The organism is Streptomyces flaveolus, from assembly GCF_014648815.1.
In the GTDB taxonomy this organism is placed as follows: Bacteria; Actinomycetota; Actinomycetes; order Streptomycetales; family Streptomycetaceae; genus Streptomyces; species Streptomyces flaveolus.
Map to the genome: position 1 here is coordinate 24,774 of NZ_BMRV01000008.1, position 21,310 is coordinate 46,083.

Annotated in this window: 15 protein-coding genes; 2 read left to right on the forward strand and 13 right to left on the reverse strand. The window is 71.4% G+C overall.

The features are described 5' to 3' along the window. Positions 1-203: 203 nt before the first annotated feature. The 8 genes from IEZ05_RS19625 to IEZ05_RS19660 form a co-directional block, all read right to left on the reverse strand. Positions 204-1,847, reverse strand: a complete 1,644-nt coding sequence (locus IEZ05_RS19625) for an NAD(P)/FAD-dependent oxidoreductase (RefSeq protein WP_189231473.1) — start codon at positions 1,845-1,847, stop codon at positions 204-206. A 63-nt stretch (positions 1,848-1,910) separates the two neighbouring features. After that, a complete protein-coding gene (locus tag IEZ05_RS19630) occupies positions 1,911-4,715 on the reverse strand; it encodes an ATP-binding protein (RefSeq protein WP_189231474.1) in 2,805 nt (934 codons plus the stop codon). A gap of 81 nt (positions 4,716-4,796) precedes the next feature. Beyond that, positions 4,797-5,996 carry a cation:proton antiporter domain-containing protein gene (locus IEZ05_RS19635; RefSeq protein WP_229869764.1) on the reverse strand — a complete coding sequence of 400 codons (1,200 nt, stop codon included), beginning with the start codon at positions 5,994-5,996 and terminating at the stop codon, positions 4,797-4,799. Positions 5,997-6,149: 153 nt separating this feature from the next. Next, on the reverse strand, positions 6,150-7,424 hold the full coding sequence (locus IEZ05_RS19640) for an NAD(P)/FAD-dependent oxidoreductase (protein ID WP_189231476.1): 1,275 nt from the start codon (positions 7,422-7,424) through the stop codon (positions 6,150-6,152). Positions 7,425-7,572: 148 nt separating this feature from the next. Beyond that, positions 7,573-8,583 carry an MBL fold metallo-hydrolase gene (locus IEZ05_RS19645; RefSeq protein ID WP_189231477.1) on the reverse strand — a complete coding sequence of 337 codons (1,011 nt, stop codon included), beginning with the start codon at positions 8,581-8,583 and terminating at the stop codon, positions 7,573-7,575. A 136-nt stretch (positions 8,584-8,719) separates the two neighbouring features. Then, entirely contained in the window at positions 8,720-9,328 is a 609-nt protein-coding gene (locus tag IEZ05_RS19650) for a TetR/AcrR family transcriptional regulator (RefSeq protein WP_189231478.1), read from the reverse strand. A gap of 61 nt (positions 9,329-9,389) precedes the next feature. After that, positions 9,390-10,952 (reverse strand): MFS transporter, encoded by a 1,563-nt coding sequence (locus IEZ05_RS19655; protein ID WP_189231479.1) that lies wholly within the window; start codon positions 10,950-10,952, stop codon positions 9,390-9,392. A 131-nt stretch (positions 10,953-11,083) separates the two neighbouring features. Beyond that, on the reverse strand, positions 11,084-12,967 hold the full coding sequence (locus tag IEZ05_RS19660) for an AfsR/SARP family transcriptional regulator (RefSeq protein ID WP_189231480.1): 1,884 nt from the start codon (positions 12,965-12,967) through the stop codon (positions 11,084-11,086). Positions 12,968-13,602: 635 nt separating this feature from the next. On the opposite strand from IEZ05_RS19660, the gene gndA reads away from it, so the two are divergent. Next, entirely contained in the window at positions 13,603-15,048 is a 1,446-nt protein-coding gene (gene gndA, locus IEZ05_RS19665) for an NADP-dependent phosphogluconate dehydrogenase (RefSeq protein ID WP_189231481.1), read from the forward strand. A gap of 625 nt (positions 15,049-15,673) precedes the next feature. On the opposite strand, the gene IEZ05_RS19670 is transcribed toward gndA, so the two are convergent. The 4 genes from IEZ05_RS19670 to IEZ05_RS19685 all read right to left on the reverse strand — a co-directional run bounded on the left by IEZ05_RS19670 (position 15,674) and on the right by IEZ05_RS19685 (position 18,702). After that, positions 15,674-16,324 carry an aspartate/glutamate racemase family protein gene (locus tag IEZ05_RS19670; RefSeq protein WP_189231482.1) on the reverse strand — a complete coding sequence of 217 codons (651 nt, stop codon included), beginning with the start codon at positions 16,322-16,324 and terminating at the stop codon, positions 15,674-15,676. A 5-nt stretch (positions 16,325-16,329) separates the two neighbouring features. Next, on the reverse strand, positions 16,330-16,674 hold the full coding sequence (locus IEZ05_RS19675; protein WP_189231483.1) for a GNAT family N-acetyltransferase: 345 nt from the start codon (positions 16,672-16,674) through the stop codon (positions 16,330-16,332). 25 nt (positions 16,675-16,699) lie between these two features. Beyond that, positions 16,700-17,119, reverse strand: a complete 420-nt coding sequence (gene panD / locus IEZ05_RS19680; protein ID WP_189231484.1) for an aspartate 1-decarboxylase — start codon at positions 17,117-17,119, stop codon at positions 16,700-16,702. Between the two features lie 347 nt (positions 17,120-17,466). Further along, positions 17,467-18,702: a PucR family transcriptional regulator gene (locus IEZ05_RS19685; protein WP_189231485.1), complete on the reverse strand. Its 1,236-nt coding sequence runs from the start codon at positions 18,700-18,702 to the stop codon at positions 17,467-17,469. A gap of 311 nt (positions 18,703-19,013) precedes the next feature. Between IEZ05_RS19685 and IEZ05_RS19690 the strand changes: the two genes are divergently transcribed. Next, positions 19,014-19,622 carry a helix-turn-helix domain-containing protein gene (locus tag IEZ05_RS19690; protein ID WP_189231486.1) on the forward strand — a complete coding sequence of 203 codons (609 nt, stop codon included), beginning with the start codon at positions 19,014-19,016 and terminating at the stop codon, positions 19,620-19,622. A gap of 133 nt (positions 19,623-19,755) precedes the next feature. Here IEZ05_RS19690 and IEZ05_RS19695 read toward each other — a convergent pair whose 3' ends face one another. Then, the gene (locus IEZ05_RS19695) at positions 19,756-21,120 is read right to left on the reverse strand and encodes an NAD(P)/FAD-dependent oxidoreductase (protein ID WP_189231487.1); all 1,365 of its coding nucleotides are present in this window, start codon (positions 21,118-21,120) and stop codon (positions 19,756-19,758) included. Positions 21,121-21,310: the final 190 nt, after the last annotated feature.

A 21,310-nucleotide genomic window follows, 5' to 3' on the forward strand; every position in this document is an offset into this window, starting at 1 on the left:
GGGCTCGGCCTGGGACCTCACTCGCGGGTGCCGACGGCGTCGTGGGCGCGGACCTCGACGGTCCCCTGGGCGGGACCGGATATCCGTGAACTCGTGTGGTTCCAGGCTAGGAAGAGCGCCGGGTGCGGGAGAACCCCCTGCCACGCGGAACGGGGGGTTCTCCCGCTGCCCCCTGAGACGGGCATAGGGGGTGCGGCGGCCGGCTATTTCCCGGCGCGCAGTCGCATGCGGACGAGCCCCTTGCTCGCGTTGATCATGCGGGGGCCGATCTCCGGCGGCGCGTCCTTGCGGCACCAGCGCGCGTTCATCGCCATCTTGGCCGGGGACATGGCGAAGCAGCGGGTGTCGCGCTCCCCGAACCGGAACGACGGCGCGATGAAGTCGGCGTCCCGGATGTAGGAAAGGATCTTTCGCGCCGCCTCCGAGGAGGTCTCCGTGCCCTGGTCGACCGCCTCGCACAGCTCCCTGGTGAGGGGTCCCATCCGGGTGAAGCCCTCGCTCACCGGGAGCGGGGACCCGGGGTGTCCGAACTCCTCCAGCTCGCGGAAGACGCCGTCGTCACCGGTGCGCTCGAACCGGTAGTAGGCGTCCTCCAGCATGACGTTGCCGAGCATGGTGCCGAGCATCCAGGTGCGGTTGACGGCGTTCCACAGCTCGTAGTCGCGGAACCCGACGAAGGAGCTGTAGACGATGTCGTCGTGGAAGTCGAACAGGCCCTGCTGGAGGTCCTCCAGGTACCCGAACCGCTCCATGGACCAGTCGCCGTCCTTGCTGGCCGCGATGAGGCGCCAGCCGAGGGCGTTGACGAGTTCCATCGTGTTGGTCAGGCCGCGCGAGTACAGGGCGTCGATGAAGCCGGCCGCGTGGGAGGTGAGGCAGAACCGCTCGCCGACCACCTGCTTGGCCGAGTACTGCAGCCGGCCGGTCGACACCCAGGGGCGGACCGCCTTCGCCCCGCGGAACTGGTGCGCGATCTCGGGGTACCGGGCCAGGAAGTCGTCGAACTCCTGCTGCGGGGTGCGGTCGCCCTTGGGGTGGACGCGGGGATCCAGGGTGAGGCCCACGCTGCACAGGGGGTTGAGCGAGTGCTCGTTGTTGTCGAACGGGATCACCCACAGCCAGCCGCCGTCGAAGACGTGGTGCAGGGTGCCGTGGTGCCAGGGATTGGGCTGGTCGTGCCGTCGGGCCGCCGGCGCCTTGTCGAAGGGCTCGACCCCGATCATGTGGGTGAACAGGCACCGGGAATGGGTCCTGGCCCGGGTGGGGGTCTCGCGCAGGGCGAACTTCTCGGCCAGCGGGGAGCGGAAGCCGCTGCCGTCGACCACGTAGTGCGCGCGGAACTCCTCGCCGCCGTCGGTGCGCAGGACGGCGCCGGTGTCCGGGTCGGTCTCGACGTCCACGATCCGGGTGCCGAGCCGCGGGTGGGCGCCGTACTTGACGGCCACGTGGAACAGGTAGGCGTCGATGTCCTGGCGGAACAGGTGGGTCTCGGTGCGCAGCACGGAGGGGACCACCAGTTGGTTGATCTCCTGCCAGTCCTGCGGGGAGCCCTCGCGGTGGTAGACGAAGCCGAAGTTCTGCTTCTGGCCGCAGTTGCGCGAGACCTGCTCGCGGATGCCCTTGAAGCTCGACAGGGCGCGCAGCTCGGGCACCTTGTAGCGGTCCGCGATGAGCCTGGTCAGGCCCGAGGTGTAGGGGATGGTCGACTCCCCGACGGCGAACCGCGGGTGGGTGCCGGCGTCGAGGAGCAGCACCTTGACGCCGTTCCGTGCCAGGACGGCGCCCAGCATTCCGCCGGCCATGCCGCTGCCGAGGATCGCCACATCGTATTGGTCACTGCGGTTCATGGGGTTCCTGACCCTCCTCGTGGGGTGGTGACTGCCGCTGACGGGCAGGGGGACCTGGGCGGTTCACCCGGCCAGAGCCCGGTTCTGGCGGAGATCGCCGCGGGTACGGACGCCGAGCTTGCGGAAGATCCGCGTCAGGTGCTGCTCGACGGTGCTGACGGTGATGCCGAGGCGTGCGGAGATCTGCTTGTTGCTGAGCCCTTCGCCGGCCAGTGAGGCGACGCGCTGCTCGGCCGGGCTGAGCAGGTCCAGGTCCTGTGCCGGAGCCGTGCCGGGCGTTCCCGGCGGTGCCATCCGGGTCGGCAGCAGGCGGGTGAACTCCGCGGCGAGGGCCGGTGCTCCACAGGCGCCGGCCAGGTGCGCGGCCCGCTGCACGAGCGCCCGGGCCTCGGTGTCCCGGCCGGAGCGCAGGTGCGCGACCGCGAGTTCCGCGAGGGCCCCGGCCAGCTGGAGCCGGTCCCCGGAGCGCTCCAGGATGGCCGTGGCGCTCTTCAGCAGGGCGCCCCGCTGGGAGGGCCGCCCGGCGGCGGCGAGGACCCGCAGGGAGATGCCGCGGGTGCGGGTCAGCGCGTCCCCGGCCAGGTCGAGTTGCTGCCGGGCCAGGGCGTGCGCGCGGTCGTTGTCGCCGAGGGCCAGCAGGGCCCGCGCGGCACCGGACCGCCAGGGGACGAGGGACGGCTGGTCCAGTCCCCAGGCGCGCATGAGGGCACCGCAGTTGGTGAAGTCGTCGAGGGCGGCCCGGGGCTGCCCGGTGGCGAGGTAGTGCTGTCCCCGGGCATGCAGGTAGTACAGGCCGAACCGGCTGTCGAACATCCCCTGTGGCAGCGGTACTTCGAGGTACTCTGCCGCCGCCTCGTGGTCACCGAGGTCGGTGTTGGCCTGGATCAGGTTGGCGAGCGGTCCGCCGATGCACACGCCCCAGCTCTCCACGGGGATCCGGACGAGGGCGGCCTCGGCCAGCTCGCGGGCCTCGCGCGGCCTGCCCTGGCGCAGGGCGATACCGGCCCGCAGCGAGGAGAACTCGGCGATCCACAGCGGGACCCGGCGGGCACGCGCCTCGTCGAGCCAGTGGTCGCACCAGGCCGCGGCGGCCTCCGTGCGGTCAGCGAACAGCAGCGCGGAGACGGCGCAGGTCAGCCACTCGTGGGTGTTGCGGCCCAGCCGCATCGCCCGCATGGCCGCCTCGGCGGAGTCGACCACGTCCTGGCGGGGGCCGCGCCGCAGCACGTCGGAGAGGGCCACCGCGCCCCGGATGCGCGGGTCGCCGCCGAAGGACACCTGCCGCGCGGGCCCGGTGCCGGTCGCGCCCGCGGGCACCAGCCCTGGGTAGCCGACCGAGAGGAGTTCGCGGGTGGCCCGGGCCTCGGCGGCGGCCAGCGGGTCGGTCATGCCCGCGTCGCGGCGGCCGATCCGCTCGACGGCGTCCGCCGCCTCGACGTACCGCCCGTGCCACAGCAGGTACTTGGCGAGCACCACGGCGTACTGGTCCGGCAGCCGGCCGGCCCGGAGGGCGTCGGCGAGTTCGACGAGGTGCCGCGCCCCCATGGTGGGGTCCAGCACCCAGGTGGCGCCCGCCAGGAGCGCCTTGAGCCGCAGTTGCTCGTCGTCGTCCCGGCAGTGCCGCAGGGCGACTTCGAGGCACAGTCTGGCCTCGGCGGGGCGGCTGAGAGCCAGGTGCCGTTCGGCGGCCTCCCGGAGCTGGCCCACCGCCCAGGGCGCGGTCGCCGTGCCGGCCGCGACGAGGTGCCGGGCCACACCGAGGACCCCGGCCCCGCCCTCCTCGTACAGCAGTTCGGCGGCGCGGCGGTGCAGTCGGGCGCGTTCCTCGCCGGTGCAGCCGGCGAGAGCGGCGGCAGCGGCGGCCGGGTGGCGCAGCCTGCCGTCGGCGACCAGGCCGGCGTCGTCCAGGGCCCGCAGGCCCCGGCTCAGTACGGCGTCCTCGACCCCGGCGAGGCGGGCCACGGTTTGCGCCGTGGCCTGGTCCTCGTGCAGTACGGCGAGGGCCTGGGCGATGTGCAGCAGGGCGGGCCAGCCGCGGTGCAGGCAGCCGGTGACGGCGTCCAGGAAGGCGTCTCCGACGACCAGGCGCCCGGTGGCGTGCACCGTGCCGGCCGCGCCGCGCCTGCTGTCCTCCGCGAGCGCCCTGATCAGCAGCGGGTTGCCGCCGCTGACCGTGTGGCACTCGGCGGCGAGCCGGGAGGCGAGGTCGGCGCCGAGGTACGGAACGAGTACGGCCGCGACCCCGTCGCCGGTCAGCCGCCGCAGGGCGAGCGGCCGGTGCTCGGGACGGCGGCGCAGTTCCGCGCGCAGCCGGGGGTCGGCCGGCCGGGAGAGCCCGCGCTCGGTCATGATCAGGGTGAGGGGCACGTCGGAGAGCCGGCGGATCAGCAGCAGCACCCAGTGCAGCGACAGGTCGTCCAGGAACTGGACGTCGTCCAGGCACAGCAGCAGCGGAACACGCCGGGCCCGCCGCTCGACGGCGGCGCACAGGTCCTGCAGGGCGCGCCCGGTCTCCGCGTCGAGGGTGTCCGGGCCGAGCCGGGCGACCGTCCCCGTGCCGTCGTGCCGGTCCGGGCCGGCTCCGCGGGCCGTGCCGGCCGCCACCGCCCGGTCCACGAGGGCCGGTTCGACGTCGCGCAGCAGTTGGCCGAGCACCGCGCCGGGGATCGGGCGCTCGACCAGTGAGCCGGTGGCGCCGCGCACCTCGAAGCCCAGCTTCTTGGCGACGGAGCCGGTCTCGGCGAGCAGCGCGGTCTTGCCGCAGCCGATGCCGCCGGTCACCAGGGCCACCTGCCCGGCGCCGCGGGCGCTGCTTCGGATCATGTCGGTGAGTGAGGAGAGCTCCTGGTCCCGTTCGACCAAGTGCATGTGGGGTCATCCCTTCGGTGCCTGTTGCGTCGCGTCCGCACGCCCGCGCCGTCGCGGGGCCGTTCCTGGGTCGTGTCCGTCCTAGGGGGCCGCGCTGATCCGTTCGCGGGGCGCGGTACCGTCGGCCGCTGTCCCGGACCGGCCGGTTCCGGCGAGGCTCAGGAGCGGGCCGGTCATCACCGTCGTCACCACGGCCATGACGACCATGAGCGAGTACAGCGAGTCGTCCAGCAGCCCGAGCTGGAGACCGACACCGAGGATGACCAGTTCGGTGAGGCCACGGGTGTTCATCAGCGCGGCGAGGGTGGCGGAGGGCCGGGGGGGCAGTTTCGTGGCGCGGGCGCCGAGGTAGGTGCCGCCGAACTTGCCCGCGATGGCCACCAGGAGGATGAGGGACAGTTCCCGCAGTCCGCCGAGCCCGATGCCGCCGAGGTCGACCTGGAAGCCGGCCACCACGAAGTAGACGGGCAGCAGCACCGACGTGAGGTGCGTCGTGCGGTCGTGGAGGTCGGCGCGCAGGGCCTGGGCGCGTTCGCGGGGCACCATCAGCCCGAAGAGGAAGGCGCCGAAGATGTGGTGCATGCCCATCGCCTCGGTGGCCGAGGCCGACAGCAGCGCGCCGACCAGGACGACGGCGAACTTGAGCGGGCCCGGCTCCGCGGCCTTGTCGCCGGGGGCGAGCACGCGGCGCAGCAGCGGGCGCACGACGAAGAGCATGGCGGCCAGGTAGGGCACGGTGAGCAGGACGAGCCGGTGGTCGCCCGCAGCGCCGACCGAGGCGTTGACCGCGGCCAGCGCCGCCCAGGCGACCACGTCGACGAAGGCCGCCGCGGCCAGGGCGATGCCGCCGATGGCGGTACGGGTCAGGCCCCGCTCGGCGAGGATGCGGGCGAGCACGGGGAAGGCGGTCACGGACACGGCGAGCCCGATGAAGACGACGAAGGTGCCACGGTCGGCGGGGTCGTGCCCGGGCAGCAGGGCGAAGGCGAGTCCGATGCCCAGCAGGAAGGGAACGGCGGTCGACCCGACCGCCGCGGCCACGGTGGTGCGGCCGTGCCCCTTCATCAGATTGCCCTCGATCTCGAGGCCGACCACGAACATGAAGAGGGCGACGCCCAGATTCGCCACGCCGGACAGCACGGGCCGGACGTCGTCGGGGAACAGGGTCTCGCTCAACACCCCGTCGAACAGGGTCGGACCGAGCAGCACTCCCGCGAGGATCTCGCCCACCACCGGCGGCTGCCGAATGCGCGAGGCGAGATGTCCGAGCCCGCGCGCCATGACGAGAATAATCGCTAGATCGAGAAACAGAATTTGTAACTGATGGCTGTTCATTTCCCCCGGCCTCGTCTTCGAATGCAGCGCGCTTCGTGCGCGGAAATGCTGCTGGGGCAGCCGTCGAAACCCGCCCGGCGGCTACCCCAGGAATTGCTTTCAGGACTGCGTCACGTCCGGCGTCGAGTGGTCCGCGATGAGGTCGTCCAGCGTGATGTTGAACAGGGGGTGGTTTCCGCTGAGACCGGAGATGAGGGTGACGAAGTCGTCGGCGGGCTTCCGCTCGTGCTCCGGGTCGATCATCTCCTGGGCGAGGCTGTGGTAGAACTCCTTGTACTTCGTCTGGTCGTAGAAACGCTCGACGAATTCCCGGATCTCGTCGAAGAATCCGGAGTACGCGGTGGCGTACCGGTCCAGGGCCTTGGCCTCGATCTCCGGGTGCTTGATGACCTGGTCGACGATCTTGGCGAGGGTGCTGCCGGCCATGCAGGCGAGGGCGACGCCCGTGGAGAAGAGCGGGTCCACGAAGGCCGCCGTGTCACCGACCAGCACCCAGCCGTCGCCGTGGAAGCGGTCCGAGTGGTACGACCAGTCCCGGGCGGTGCGGAAGCCCGCCGACTGCCGGGCGTTGGCCAGCATCTTCCTGAGCTTGACGGTGCGGTCGCGCTGCTGGTGGAACAGTTCCTCCAGGGACTGCCCCGACTCCCCCGCGCTGGCGACGCGGGTGACGTACCCGACGCTGATGGTCCCCTTGTCGATGGGGATCGCCCAGAACCAGCCGCCGTCCAGGCCCTCGATCAGGATGTTGGTGTACTCGTCGCCCTCGAGGCGCTCGCAGTTGTCGTAGTACGTCCACACGGCGACGTTGCGCAGCTGGTCGTGCCACTTGACGTCGGTGTAGCGCCGGCTGAGCACGCGCGCCTGGCCGGAGGCGTCGATGACGAGGCCGGCCCGCACCTCGCGCAGGCCCTCCATGCCGCGCAGGGCGTAGCGGACGCCGACGACGCGGCCGTCCTCCTCGATCGGGTCCTTGACGGTGGCGTCCTCGACGATGTGCGCGCCGAGTTCGCGGGCGCGGTCGAGGATGAGGGCGTCGAGGTCGGCGCGGCGCGTGTGGAAGGCGTAGGGGTGCTTGCCCTTGAGGAAGGCGAATTTCCACGGCACCTGGTTGTTGCCCCACACCAGGCTGCCGCCGTACTTGCGCTCGAAACCGCGCTGGTCCATGCGCTCGGTGAGGCCGAGTTCCTCCATGGGGCGCATGAACGCCGGAATGAGCGACTCGCCGACGTGGTAACGCGGGAAACGCTCCCGGTCGAGTACCAGAACACGGTGCCCTCGCTGGGCGAGGAGACCGGCCGTCGTGGCGCCGGCCGGTCCTCCTCCGATGATGACGACGTCGTAGTCGGCGGATATTCCGTAAATACTGGATGACACGCTTGTTACCTTCCCCTAGACCCTGGAGCGATGCGAGAACTGAGCGGGATTCGGCGAATTCGACCCCCCGCCGTATTGCCCGCCGTCAGTCTGCATTGAGTCACCTGGAGAAGGTCTGCAGCTCCTCTGGACGAGTTCTGGTCGTCGGCTAAAGACCGGCCTTCAGGACCTTCGACGCGCCGATGGGGAGGTCCCACAGGTCCTCGCGGGGCCGCCCGGTCCGCTCCCAGGCGGCACGGACCCGGTGCAGCGGCTCCAGCGGCGGTTCGGCGGACAGCAGGAAGGTCGCCCAGTGCATGGGCGCCATGCTCGTCGCCCCCATGTCCTCGCAGGCCTGGACGGCCTCCTCCGGAGAGGTGTGCACGGGCCGGAGCATCCAGCGCGGCTCGTACGCGCCGATCGGCAGGATGGCCACGTCGATGCCGGGGTAGCGCCGGCCGATCTCCTCGAACCAGTGGCCGTATCCCGTGTCCCCCGCGAAGTGGACCCGGCGCCCGTCCGCGGCGGTCAGCATCCAGCCGCCCCACAGGCTGCGGCAGGTGTCGGTCAGTCCGCGCCGGCTCCAGTGGTGGGAGGGGACCAGGTCGAACCGGACCGCGCCGAGCGGTCCGGGCAGTTCCACCGCCTCCCACCAGTCGAGTTCGGCGACCTCGGTGAAGCCGCGGCGGCGGATCCACGCGCCGAGGCCCGCCGGCACGAGGAGGGGCGTGTCCGGCGGCAGCCGGTCGAGCGTGGCGGTGTCGAGGTGGTCGTAGTGGTTGTGGCTGATGACGACGGCGTCGAGGTGGGGCAGCTCGCGCCACGGCACACCGACCGGGGTGACGCGTTCCGGGGTGCCGACGATCCGGTTCGACCACACCGGGTCGGTCAGGACGGTGAGGCCGCCGATCCGGACGACCCAGCTCGCGTGCCCGGCCCAGGTCAGGGACAGGTCCGTGGGGGCGACCTCGGGGACGGGTGCGGGGTCGACGGGCAGCTCGCCGAGCTGGGCGAGTGTTCTGCCGGGCGGGCGCAGACGCTGGCCGCGCAGCGCGAGGCGCAGGAAGTCCGTCACGCCGGGCAGCGGGGAGGTGAGGCGGTCGGCGAAGGAGTCCGGCCACGTGCGGATCTCACCGAACGGGCGCGGCGGCGACAGAGGCGGGCGGGCGGGGGAGGTCATCGGAAGTCTCCATCGGTGACGAAAGAAGACCGGCCCCGGTCCGCCCTCGGTCTCTGTCGAGTGCGCGGGGGCGGACGGGGGCCGGTCGCTGCCGTCCGGGGACGGCTTCGGGCACGGAGGGGCCGTCAGAGCGGAGTCACAGCAACACGCCTCCGAGGAGGGCGTCGATCATCTCCTGGATCTGCTCGTCGGTCAGCGGCTTTCCCTGCCCCAGGAACAGGCGGAGGATCACCACACCGGCGAGCATGTCCACGACGGCGGTGAGATTGACGTCCTGGCGGACCAGGCCGTCGGCCCGGCCCCGGACGAACACCGCCTCGACGGCGTCGCGCCAGGGGCAGACCCAGGTGTCCATGTGGCTGGACGGGAAGTTGGGATCACTGACCGCCTGGGCCGCGAGATGCGGCAGGAGCCGGCCCTCGGGGGCGTTGAGCAGCCCGTCCCGCAGCCAGCGCGTCATGGCGAGCAGATCCTCGTGAAGGTCGCCGCTGGGCTCGAGGTCGAAGTCCGCCATCAGCGTGTCGAGCGCACCGATGATCATCTCTTCCTTGGAACGCCAGCGCCGGTAGACGGTGGCTCTTCCGACTCCGGCCCGGCGGGCGACCTGGTCCATGGTCAGCCCCTGGAACCCGGACTCGCCCAGCACCGTCACCGCCGCCTGCAGGATCGCCGCGTCCGCACGGGGGCTGCGCGGCCGCCCGACGGGGGTGGATGTGGCCTGTCGACCTTCACGCGTCTCGTACATCTATCCCGTCAGCCTCTCGATATGACCACTGCCGCAGACCGAGCACGTTCCGAACGAACCATCATACGGACTCCGTGACGGGCGGGGAGGTGCCCGCCGAGGGCGAGGTCGCCTCGTGCTCCTCGGCCCGGCGCGGCATCCAGGCGAAGACCACCGCGGCGAGCGCGAAGACCACCACGGCCCCGCCGACCAGGGCGACGTCCATGCTGTCGACGTACGCCCGGCGGGCCGCCTCCGCCAGTTCCCGTCCCGCGGGACCCAGCTTCTGCGCGACGGCCAGCGCGGCGCCGACCGTCTCCTCGGCGGCATCGGCCGCCTCCGCGGGCAGACCGTCCACGGACTTCTCCATGTCGCTCCGGTACCCGGTGCTGAGCACACTGCCGAGCACCGCCACGCCGATCACACCGCCGACCTGCCGGAAGGCGCTGGTGATCCCCGAGGCCTCACCGGACTTGTCGTCGGAGGCGGTGGCGAGCGCGGCGTGCATGGCGATGGCCAGCGTGAGACCGATGCCGATGCCGAGCGGCACCTGGCAGGCGGCGACGGTGAACTCGCCGGAGTCGACGTCCGTGCTCGAGAAGAGCAGCAGTCCCACGGCCATCAGTAACAGGCCCGCCACCACGGGACCGCGCGGACCGACCCGCGGCGCGAGCCGCTCGGCCGTGCCCGCCCCGACCATGACCGCGAGCACCACCGGAAGCATCCGCACGCCGGTGCCGAGGGAGGAGTTGCCGAGGACGGCCTGGAGATAGGGGCTCAGCATGAAGAGGAAGCCGGTCATCGCGAAGTGCACCAGCAGCAGTGCCGAGATGGAAGCACCGAAGTAGCGGTTGCCGAAGGACCGCACGTCCAGCAGCGGGTACGGGGTGCTCCGCTCGCGCAGCACGAACAGGACCAGGAGCACCACGCCGGCCGCCGCACCGCCCAGCGTCCGGCCGCTCAGCCAGCCCTCCTCCGGCGCCTGGGTCAGCGCGAAGGTGACGGCGCCGAGCCCGAGGACGGACAGCACCGCCCCCTGCCAGTCGAAGGCGTGCTCGCGCACACCCCGGTGCTCGGGGAAGAGGAAGAAGCCCGCCACCATGGCGGCGACCAGGATCGGGATGTTGATCAGGAAGACCGATCCCCACCAGAAGTGCTCCAGCAGCCAGCCGCCGGCCAGCGGGCCGATCGGCAGGCCGAGGGCGACGCCCGCGGACCAGATGGCCAGCGCGCGCGCCCGTTCCCGCGGGGCGAAGAGGACCGGCAGCATGGCCAGGGACACCGGGGTGACGATGGCCGCCCCCAGACCCATCAGGGCTCGCCCGAGGATCAGTTCACCGGAGCTGTCCACCAGCATGGCGTAGCCGGACGAGAGACCGAAGACCGCGAGTCCCGCCAGGAGCAGCCGTTTGCGCCCGATGCGGTCGGCGAGCACACCGAAGGGCAGCATCAGGCTTGCGAAGACCAGCAGATACGCGTTGTGGAACCACTGGAGATCGGAGTTGGAGGCGCCCAGCGAGTCGACGAGCTCGGGCATCGCCACATAGAGGATCGTGGCGTCCAGGCCGTTGACCAGCACGCACATCACCAGCACGGCCAGTGCCCACCAGCGCTTCGGACTGGTCCACACTGCGGATGCAGACACAGCTCCCCCTTTCTGAATTTTGATACGAGACTGGCTCGTATCAAAACACGGGCGCACCCGGCCCGCACCCCCTGAAAGTGCCCTAGGGGGTGCTTTTCAGCCGGACGGGTGAAGCACCCCGTCCGGACTCGTCAGCCCGTGCGCAACTCGCCGTCGACCGGCGCCCTTCCGGCCGCCCGACGCAGCAAGGGGGGCCGCCGCGCGGGCCATTCCTCCTCCGCGCACTCGAGGGCGAAGACGCGCGTCAGATCGTCGAACCGGTAGACGCCGGCCCCGGTTCGCTCCAACAGCCCCAGGTCGGCGAGGAGTTCGAGCTGTGCGGCGACCTCGGAGCTGTGCACGCCCAGCAACTGGCTGGATTCGGGAACCCCGATCTCCTCCAGCCCCACCCTGCCGAGCAGCCGGAACAGGTGGGCCGTCTCGCCGGGCAGGCCGCGGTAACTGGCGGCCAGCGAGGCGCGCAGGCTCATCCCGTCGTCACCCACGACCGTCAGCAGGTCGAGCCGGGTCATCGGGTCCTCGTAGAGCGCCGCCAGCCGCTCGGGGCTGGCGTAGGAGGCTTCCAGCAGCGCTGCGGCGGTGATCCGGATGCTCAACGGAAGGTACCCGCACAGCTCGGCCAGCCGGTGGACCGCCGCCTTCCGCCCGTTCGTGCCCTCGCCGCCCAGGAGCTTGCCGAGCAGTTGGGCGGCGGGAGCGGGGAGCAGCGGTTTGAGGGCGATGCGGTGCGCGCCGTACCGCGCGACCAGGCCGCGCTGGGGGCGGCGGCTGGTGACGATCAGGCAAGCCGACGCCTGCGGGATCAGCGGTCCGATCTGCTCCATGTCCGCGGCGTCATCGAGCACGACCATCATCTGCTTCTCGTGCAGGAGGCTGCGGTAGAGCATGGCCCGGCTGTCCAGATCGACGGGCAGGTCCGCCCTGCTGACACCGAGGCTCTCCAACAGCCGGCCCAGGGCGTGGAAGGGATGGTTCGGACGTTCACCGGTCCCGCCGAGGTCCGCGTAGAGCTGGCCGTCGGGGAAACGCGGCGCCAACTCGTGCGCCAGTTCGAACGCGAGAGCGCTCTTGCCCACCCCGGGCCGTCCGTCGATGGCGACGATGGGGGTGGCCCGCCCCCGCGCCGGGGACGCCTGGTCGAGCAGCGCGCGCACCTGCTCCAACTCCGCCTCGCGGCCGGTGAACATGTGTGCTCGGGAGGGAAGTTGACGCGGGTTCAGTCCCATCCGGGTCAACATGGCGCGCTCGCCGCCCACCTGGGAGGGGGTCTGCACGAGAGCCGGGCCGGCCGACGCGATCTGCCGCCGCACGGCACTGTCGTCCACCGTGCCCGCCAGGATCCTGGCGTGCAGCTCCTGCAGTTCCGACCCCGGCTCGATGCCGAGTTCGTCACGGAGATGACAGCGGGCCTCACCGTACGCCTGGAGGGCGTGCGCCTGCCGCCCGGACCGGTAGAGCGCCAGCATCAGCAGCCACCGCAGCTTCTCCCTCAAGGGCTCCTGTGCGACGGCCTCGCTCGTCACCACGATCGCCTCCTCGCTGCGTCCGGCGGCGATCATTCCGGCGATCCAGTCCTCCGCGGCGGAGAACCGCATCTCGCGGAGCCTGCTCCGTTCCAGGGCCGCGAAAGGGCCGGGCACCCCGGCGAGGGCATCCCCGCGCCACAGCCCCAGCGCCTTGCCGAGCAGGTCGAAGGCGGCGTCGGTGTGGCCCTGCGCGGTCAGTCGCCGGGCCTCCGTGAACTGCTGCACGAACTGCGGTGCGTCCACCGACTCCAGGGGCAGGCGCAGCTCGTATCCGCCGGCCACGGAGAGCAGGACACCCCCCGACTCGCGCCCGCGGCGCGTGGGGTCCAGGGCCCTGCGCAGGCCCGCGACATAGGTGTGCACACCGTTGATGGCCGTGTTGGGCGCCTCCGGGCCCCACAGTCCGTCGATGATCTGGCTGGGGCCCACCACCGTGCCCCGGTGGGTGCTGAGCAGCGCCAGCAGTGCCCGCTGCTTCGGCGGCCCCACGGCTAACTCCTGATCACCTCGCCAGACGCGGAGAGGTCCAAGAAGTTGAACAGACAGTGAACCGGCCGCAGCCGACATGAGCTCCCCCTTGAGAAGTACGACGTGGTCACGTCCCGGGGCGCGGCGACCGGGCCACGAGGCCATAGAGGTATGCGGAAGCCCCGTCGATGACACGGACACCCGTCAATTCCCCACCCCCAGGCGACCTGTATCCGACGCACCCCGACTCCATTACGTCATCATTCGATCACACGGCAACCTCGGCCAACAAGACGTTCCGGGAGGCCTGCAACTTCCTGCTCGCAACCGGTTTCGACGCCGTGAACACCTCGTTGCGGCTGCCCGAATCCGCTCTGCGGAGAGCTGGCGAAAGGCCGTCCCCTCGACACGGGGCAGGGCGGGCACGGGGAGGAAGGGCTTTCCCCCGGCATGGGGATTTGATGAGAAAGCGGCCCCTTCTCCTCTGTATTCCGATCCGGCCATCCCGGGGGTAAGCCCATTCACAGCCGGTCCGTCCGGGCCCCCTCCGTTCACCCGTTTCCCTCACGCCTCCCGGGCGTTGCCCGCCCCCCGCACGGCTCGGCCCACTAGTGTCGGAGCCCCCGGTTCGGGACAACCGATCGAAAGAGGTCCAGATGGAGACCAGCGGATCCGCCAACATCGGCGTCGTCGGCCTTGCGGTGATGGGATCGAACCTGGCGCGCAACCTCGCCTCCCGCAAGGGCAACAGCGTGGCCGTCCACAACCGCACCTACGCCCGCACCGAGAGGCTCCTCTCCGAGCACCCGGAAGCGGGCTTCATCGCGGGCAGGTCGATCGACGACTTCGTCGCCTCGCTGGCCAGGCCCCGCACCGCCATCATCATGGTGCAGGCGGGAGCGGGCACGGACGCGGTCATCGACCAGCTCGCCGAGCGGTTCGAGCCGGGCGACATCATCGTCGACGGCGGCAACGCCAACTTCCAGGACACCATCGCCCGGGAGAAGCGGATCGCACCCACCGGCATCCACTTCGTCGGTGTCGGCATCTCCGGCGGCGAGGAGGGCGCGCTCAAGGGGCCGTCGATCATGCCGGGCGGCTCGGAGGAGTCCTACCGGACCCTCGGACCCATCCTCGCCTCGATCGCCGCGGTCGTCGGGGACGAGCCCTGCGTCACCCACGTGGGCACCAACGGCGCCGGCCACTTCGTCAAGATGATCCACAACGGCATCGAGTACGCGGACATGCAGTTGATCGGAGAGGCCTACGACCTGCTGCGGACGGTGGGAGGCCTTGATCCGCGCGCGATCGCCGACATCTTCACCGAGTGGAACAAGGGCACGCTGGAGTCCTACCTCATCGAGATCACCGCCGACGTCCTGCGCCACGTCGACCGGGCCACGGGGCAGCCGTTCGTGGACGTCGTGCTGGACCGGGCCGGCTCCAAGGGCACCGGCGTGTGGACCGTGCAGAACGCCCTCGACCTGGGCGTGCCGGTGGGCGGCATCGCGGAGGCCGTGTTCGCCCGCGCCGTCTCCGGCAAGGCCGAACAGCGCGACGCGGTGCGCCGCCTGCGCACCTCCCGGCCGGAGCCGCAGGCGGTCTCCCCCTCCTTCGCGGACGACGTGGCCGCGGCCCTGTACGCCTCGAAGGTCGTCGCGTACGCCCAGGGCTTCGACGCCATCACCGCCGGCGCGGACAAGTACGGCTGGGACACCCACAAGGACCGGATCGCCAAGATCTGGCGTGGCGGCTGCATCATCCGGGCGCGGTTCCTCGACCGCATCGCCCAGGCTTACACCGAGAACCCGGACATCGCCACGCTGCTCGAAGCCCCGTACTTCGCGCAGGCCGTCGCCGACGGGCAGGACGCCTGGCGGCGCGTGGTCGCGACCGCCGCACTGTCCGGCGTCCCCGTACCCGGCTTCAGCTCCGCCCTCAGCTACTACGACTCCCTGGCCGCCGAGCGCCTGCCCGCCGCGCTCGTCCAGGGGCAGCGGGACTACTTCGGCGCCCACACCTACCGGCGCACCGACAGGAACGGCACGTTCCACACGCTGTGGTCCGGCGATCGTACGGAGGTCGAAGTCGACGGCCACTGAGGTCGACGACAGGGCCTGGGGTGCGCCGGGCTCGGACACCGGCGGCCGGGTGGACTCGTCGTCGGGGCGAGCGGTGAGGGGCGGGGGACGGCCTGTGTGGCCGTCCCCCGCCCCTCCCCTGTCCCCACTGCCTGTGGCTACGGCCACGGCTGCCGATCGGGACCAGGCCGGGTCAGGTGAGCGGCGGTCCCGGTTCCGGGTTGGGTACGGGCTCCGGTCCCGGCGGGATCGGTGACGGGGAGGGCTCCGGCGGGCCGGGGTGCGGGGGCGGCGGAGTCGGCCCCGGCGCCGGGCCGGGTCCCGGGGGCTGGGGCGTCGGCTCGGGTCCCGGACCCGGGGGCTGCGGGGTCGGTGCGGGGCCGGGGCCAGGCGGGGGCGGCGGGGGCGTCGGGTCCGGGCCCGGCCCGGGCGTCGGAGGCGCGGGTGTCGGGTCCGGTCCCGGAGTGGGTCCCGGGGTGGGCCCGGGCGGGACGGGATCCGGATACGGGTTCGTCATGGCGGGGTCCTCCGGCCAGTCGGTCGACAGCGGCTCTGGACTTGTCCCCCGCCTACCCGACTGCGGTGTCCCCACTCACTCCCCCGCATGAAGGGCAGGGCCCAAGTGGCCGATGAGGTCCGCAGCTCCTCAGACCGCCGGCCGGCCGTCGCGTACGGCCTCCGCCCCGGCGGCCAGACCTGGCGCGGGACTCGCCAGTACCGGAATCCGGGTACGCGTCAACCGTCCGGCGGGTGCCATGGACGCCTGGGCCAGGACGATCGCGTCGGCGTCGGTGACCGCGTCGGCCGCCTCGGCCACCAGACGTGCGTAGCGGCCGGTGTCCCCGGCCTCGAAGTACGGCCAGGCACCGTCGACCAGACGCGTCCGCACCTCGATGGGGCGCCCGGCGCGCTGGGCCTCATCGGCGACGAGTGACCGAGTCGGCGCGAGCGTGCTCTCCACGGCGGCGAGGACGACGACGCGCGGACCGGCGGCCACCGCCGCGGCGGCCATCGGCCGGTCGACCCTCAGCACGGGCACCCCGACGCCGGCGGCGGCCTCCTCGGCGACGCCGCCGATGGTCGAGCAGGTGCACAGCACGGCTCGCGCGCCGTCGGCGACGGCCTGCCGCAGCGCGGTCAGTACGCCGGCCCGCACCGCCTGCGGCCCCTCGCGCCGGGCCCGGTCCAGCAGCCCGGCATCGACGTGGTGCCGCAGTTCGAGGCCGGGATGAGCCTCGTCGCGCAGGGCGTCGAAGACCGGCACGTGGACGGGCGAGGTGTGCAGGAGGGCCAGCATGCCGGTCAGAACCGGCCGGGGTGGGCCACGAGCCATTCCTTCGCCGCGCGCAGCAGCTCGGGGTCGGCGGCGGGGGCCTCGTCCGGGTGCCGCTCCGCCCACTTGACGACGTACGGGCACAGCGGGGCGACGGGGACGCCCTCGCCCCGCGCCATGGTGTACAGCTCGCGTGCCAGCGAGCCCGCGATGCCCTTGCCCTCGTGGGCCGGCTCGACGATGGTGTGCACGGGGACGAGGGCGCGCTCGGGGGCCTCCAGCACGAAGTACTCGATGCGGCCGACCACCTCGCCGTCGCCCCTGGCCTCCAGGCGGCCCGCCGCCCGGTCGTCACGGATCTCGATGTCGCTCACGGGCACGCTCCTCGCACGAAGGGGGTCAGGCCGACACGGCCTGGGGGCTGCGCTCCTGGTCCGATCCGGGAACCGGCTCGGACGGGTCCGCGCCGAGCTTCACGACGCGGTTGTCGCCGTCCACGTGCACGACCCGCGGCTTCAGCGACCGCGCCTCGGCGTCGGTGACCTGAGCGTAGCTGATGATGATCACCAGGTCGCCGGGGTGGACGAGATGGGCGGCGGCCCCGTTGATCCCGATCACGCCGGAGCCGCGCTCGCCCTCGATGACGTACGTCTCCAGCCGGGCACCGTTGGTGATGTCCACGATGTGCACGAGCTCGCCGGGCAGCAGATCGGCGGCGTCCAGCAGGTCGGCGTCGATCGTCACGGATCCCACGTAGTGCAGGTCGGCCTGGGTGACGGTGGCGCGGTGGATCTTGGACTTGAACATGGTGCGCAGCATGTTGGACTCCTCTGAGGCGGCTCCCTGCCTGCTTCCTGCAGGTCAAGGGCGGTCTCGACTGTACACCGGCACATGCCGAACGATGTTTGTGAGGAACATCGCTCCGCCCAGGAGATACGGCCCTCACCTGGGCTTTTACGCCGTGACCGGCGGCTGTTCGGGCAATTCTCCAGGAACGCTCTGCGGCCCGTGCTGACCGAATGCTGACTTATCTGATGAACCATCAACCGAGCGAGCCCCCGTTCCCGTCCACATACCGCAGACCTGTCAAACGTCCAGGGTCGGAACCTACGCACGAGTACTGACACTGCGCGGCAGATGCCGACCGCGGCCCGTGCTTCGTGAGCTCAGCTCGGGGCGATCGTCACGATGTCAGGGGCGATGTCCAGCACCAGGAGCGCCGCCGCCACGTGGGTCGGGTTGTCCTCCACCTTGACGGCCGAGAGCTCGTTGGCGCGTGAGACGCGCCGTTCGACGGTGTTGCGGTGCGCGTAGAGGTCGGCGGCCGCCCGGGTGGTACTGAAGCCGCACTGCACGTAGGTGAGCAGTGCCTGCCGCAGGGCTGTGTCGGCTTCGGCCAACGGCCCGAGGGTGTTGACGACGAACCGACGCGCGCCGGGCCGGTCCTTCGTGAGCGCGTCGATCAGCTCGACGTCGGCGTAGGCGGTGAACCGCCGGTCGGAACCCAGCCGGATCACCAGCGCCTGCGCCGCGAGGGCGTCCTGGTGACTGGAGCGGAATCCTTCGAGACCGCGTCCTGGCCTTCCCACCGCCGCGCGGACCTCGTCGGTCGCCGCGAGGCCCTTCTCCACGTGATGAAGGTCCGGGACGACTTCCCCCGAGAGCCAGACCCACCGCGACGTGGCGCTGGCGCGCGCCACCAGGGCGCTTCGGCCTCCGGCGGAGGAGCGCACGGCGGCGATCGCCTCGTCCAGGGCGTCGGCCTCCTGGGGATCGTCGACCCAGAGGACGAGGCCCACATGCCACCGCGCCATCCGGTAGCGCAGGCGCCCTTCGGCGAGGTCCTCCGCCATCGGTGCCCCACTGGCGATCAACTGGATCAGTGCGATCCCCTCGGCATCCGTGTTCCCCATCGCCGCGGCGAGGCCGGCCTGCCGCAGGGATGCGACGGAGTCGAGGGCGTACTGCACCAGCGACTGCGCCGTCACGTCCAGGATCCCCACGAGGAGATCGGGGTCCGCGCAGTCCGCCACGCATTCCTCCAGCCATCGCCGCCAGCCGATCCCCAGGGCCACACGCCAGGCGACGGCGAAATCGGGCGCGATGCCCCGCGAGACGAGATCGTTGATGTACGCCGTGGTCCTCGGACTGACGTAGGGCTCTACCCTCCGCCCCGGTTGCTGAACGTTTGCGGTCAGCCATTGGACCAGCTCGGAGCGGTTGAGCGCGCGATCCTCCTCGACCAGCGATGCGTCCGCGAGGAGAGCGGGATCGTTCTGGGCGACGAGGGAGGGCCTTGCGAAGGCGTCGATCAAGGCGTCCGTCTCCGTCAGCAGGCGCTGACACAGTGACCTGATCGCATCGGCGACCTCACGCGAGGGCGGGGGCCACAGCTCTTCCATGTGCTCAGTGTCCCTCTGCTCTCGGGGAGTCGAGGCTCCCGACATGCCGTGTCCCGGGCAGACGAAGGGCCCGTCGGCGGTCCGGCCGGCGGTGAGGGCGCAGGCCCTGGACCGCTGTTTACTACCACTAAACGACGGCAGATTTACCACGCCCTTGCCGGCGCCACAAGGGGTTCGACGCCGTCACGCCCCGGCGCACCGACTGCCCCGGACGCATGCCTTAGCCTCGTGTCACGGAGAGGACTCGTCCGGGTCGGCCTGTCACCTGACAGGCACACGACCTCGGCCTCAGGACGGGCGGTGAGCACACCATGGCCATCGGTGACGGTGGGACAGCAGGCGGAGCGGAAAGGGGTGCCGCCGCCCTCGAAGCGTCCACCGGCGCGCAGCTGCGGAAGATCAGGCTCGACCGCGGCTTGTCGTTGACGGAGGTCGCGCACCGGGCAGGGGTCACCAAGGGTTTCCTGAGTCAGTTGGAGCGTGGGCTCACCAACGTGTCCGTCCCGACGTTGCTGCGCGTCTGCGAAGTGCTGCGGATCGGGGTCGGGGAGCTGTTCGAGTACCCCGACGAGCAGGTCGTGGACGGCGGAAGCCGGATCGGCATGGGCGGTGAGGGCGTGGCCGAGTACCTGCTCACGCCCGCCGGCACCACGGCCTTCCAGGTCTTCCGTTCCGTGATCGAGCCGGGCGGGGGCACCGGAGGCCCCTATCGGCTCGACACTGCCACGATTTTCGCGATGGGGCTGAGCGGCTCGACCCGTCTGATCGTCGGGGGCGAGACCCGGATGCTGTCGGAAGGGGCGTCCACGTCGTTCTCCGGCCAGACGCTTCACCAGTTCGACAATCCGGGTACGACGGTCAGCGAGGTCCTCTGGGTCCTGTCGCCGCCCCTGCCGCGCGCCGCGCGAGGGCCCGCTTAGATCCTGTCGTCGCATGCCGGGCCCGCATCAGGAGTGATGCGAGGGCGCCGGCTGTTCCGCAGGACCCGGCGGTCTTGTCGTAGCGGGTGGCGCTCTCACACCGCGCCGTCACGGAGCAGGCGTCGCCCGACCCTCAGGAACCCCCGCGCCTGCCACGACGGAGCGCCCGCCGGGCCCGTTTCCTGCTGCCGTTGAAGAAGTCGTTGAACCGGTCCAGCCCCCAGACGGCTCGGAGGACGAACGGCTGCATCAGCAGCGACATCGACGGCGAGTACTTCGAGGCGTCCGACCAGATGCCGGCGAGGTCCTCCGGCATCTCGCCGTCGACGATGTAGTCGGCGAGCTGATGGGTCACGTACGGCACCTGGCAGAGACCGTGGCCGTTGCAGGCCATCGCGTAGAAGACGTTGTCACCCACCTGCCCGGCGACCGACAGCCAGTCCGGGCTGATGCCGATCCAACCGCCCCAGGCCCGTTCGATGGCCACGTCGGACAGCGACGGGAACCGGTTGGCCAGATCCTTCCCCATGTCCCGCACGACACCGGGGTCCGGGACCCGGTCCGGGAGCGGGTAGGTCTGGCCTCGCTGTGCTTTGCGGACCCCGCAGACGATGGTGTTGCGCTCGGTGAGCCGGTAGTGGGTCATCAACTGGTGCTGGGTGATGATGCCGGACCGACTGGTCCAGTCCAGCGCGGCGAGCCGCTCCGGCGCTATGGGTTCCGACTCGATCTCGATGACGTACAGCGGCGTCGCGAGGTTCTTGGGCGTGATGTCCCACTCGCCGCCGTAGACGCTGGTCGCGAGCAGCACCTTGTTGGCCCGCACGGTGCCGTGCGGTGTCGTGATCTCGACGATGCCGCCTGTGCGCCGGACATCGCTCACCCGTGTCCGCTCGAAGACCATGGCCGAGGACGCGAGCAGCGCGCGGCGCACACCACGGGCGAGCTTGCCCGGGTTCAGCATCCCGCCGATGGATTCCCGCATCCCGCCCACGAAGCCGGCGGGGAGGCCGAGCTCCTCTCTGCTGCCGACGGTCCCGCCCCCACCGAAGGCGCGCAGGATCGCCGCCTGCGTACGCACCCTGAGCATCATGAGGGGTGACACCGCACCCCACACCAGGCCGTTCGCCACGTAGTCGCAGTCGATGTCGTGCCTCTTGATGAGGTCTTCCACATAGCGGCCCGCGTGCTCCGCCAGTTTGGCCATGACCGGCATCTTCTTCGGGGACTGGAGGCTGAGCATCCGCAGGTCGCCACCCGGCGCCCCGGCGATCTGACCGCCGTTGCGCGAGGCCGAGCCGTAGCCGCAGAACTCGGCCTCCAGCAGGACGACGTCCTGGTCGCGCTCCGCGAGGCGCAGCGCAGCCGCCATGCCACCCATGCCGCCGCCGATGACGGCGATGTCGCAGGTGAGGTCGCCGTCCAGCGCGGGCTGCACGTCGTCCGGCGGGTCGATCCAGCCGGTGAAGCTGGTGTACTTCGTGCTGTCGGTCCTCATGCTGTCCCGATCTCCTTCCAGGTGAGGCGTCCGCCCCACTTCGTGCTCCGCGTCGAGGCGTGCTCGGCAGCACGCCCGAGCCCCCGTTCCCGTCCGGCCGATCAACCGTGGCGGGCGGCTCTTCGGCGAGACGCGTGAGGACGGCGAACAGGAGGTTCTCCGTCTTCTGCGTCTCCGTCTTCTGCGTCTC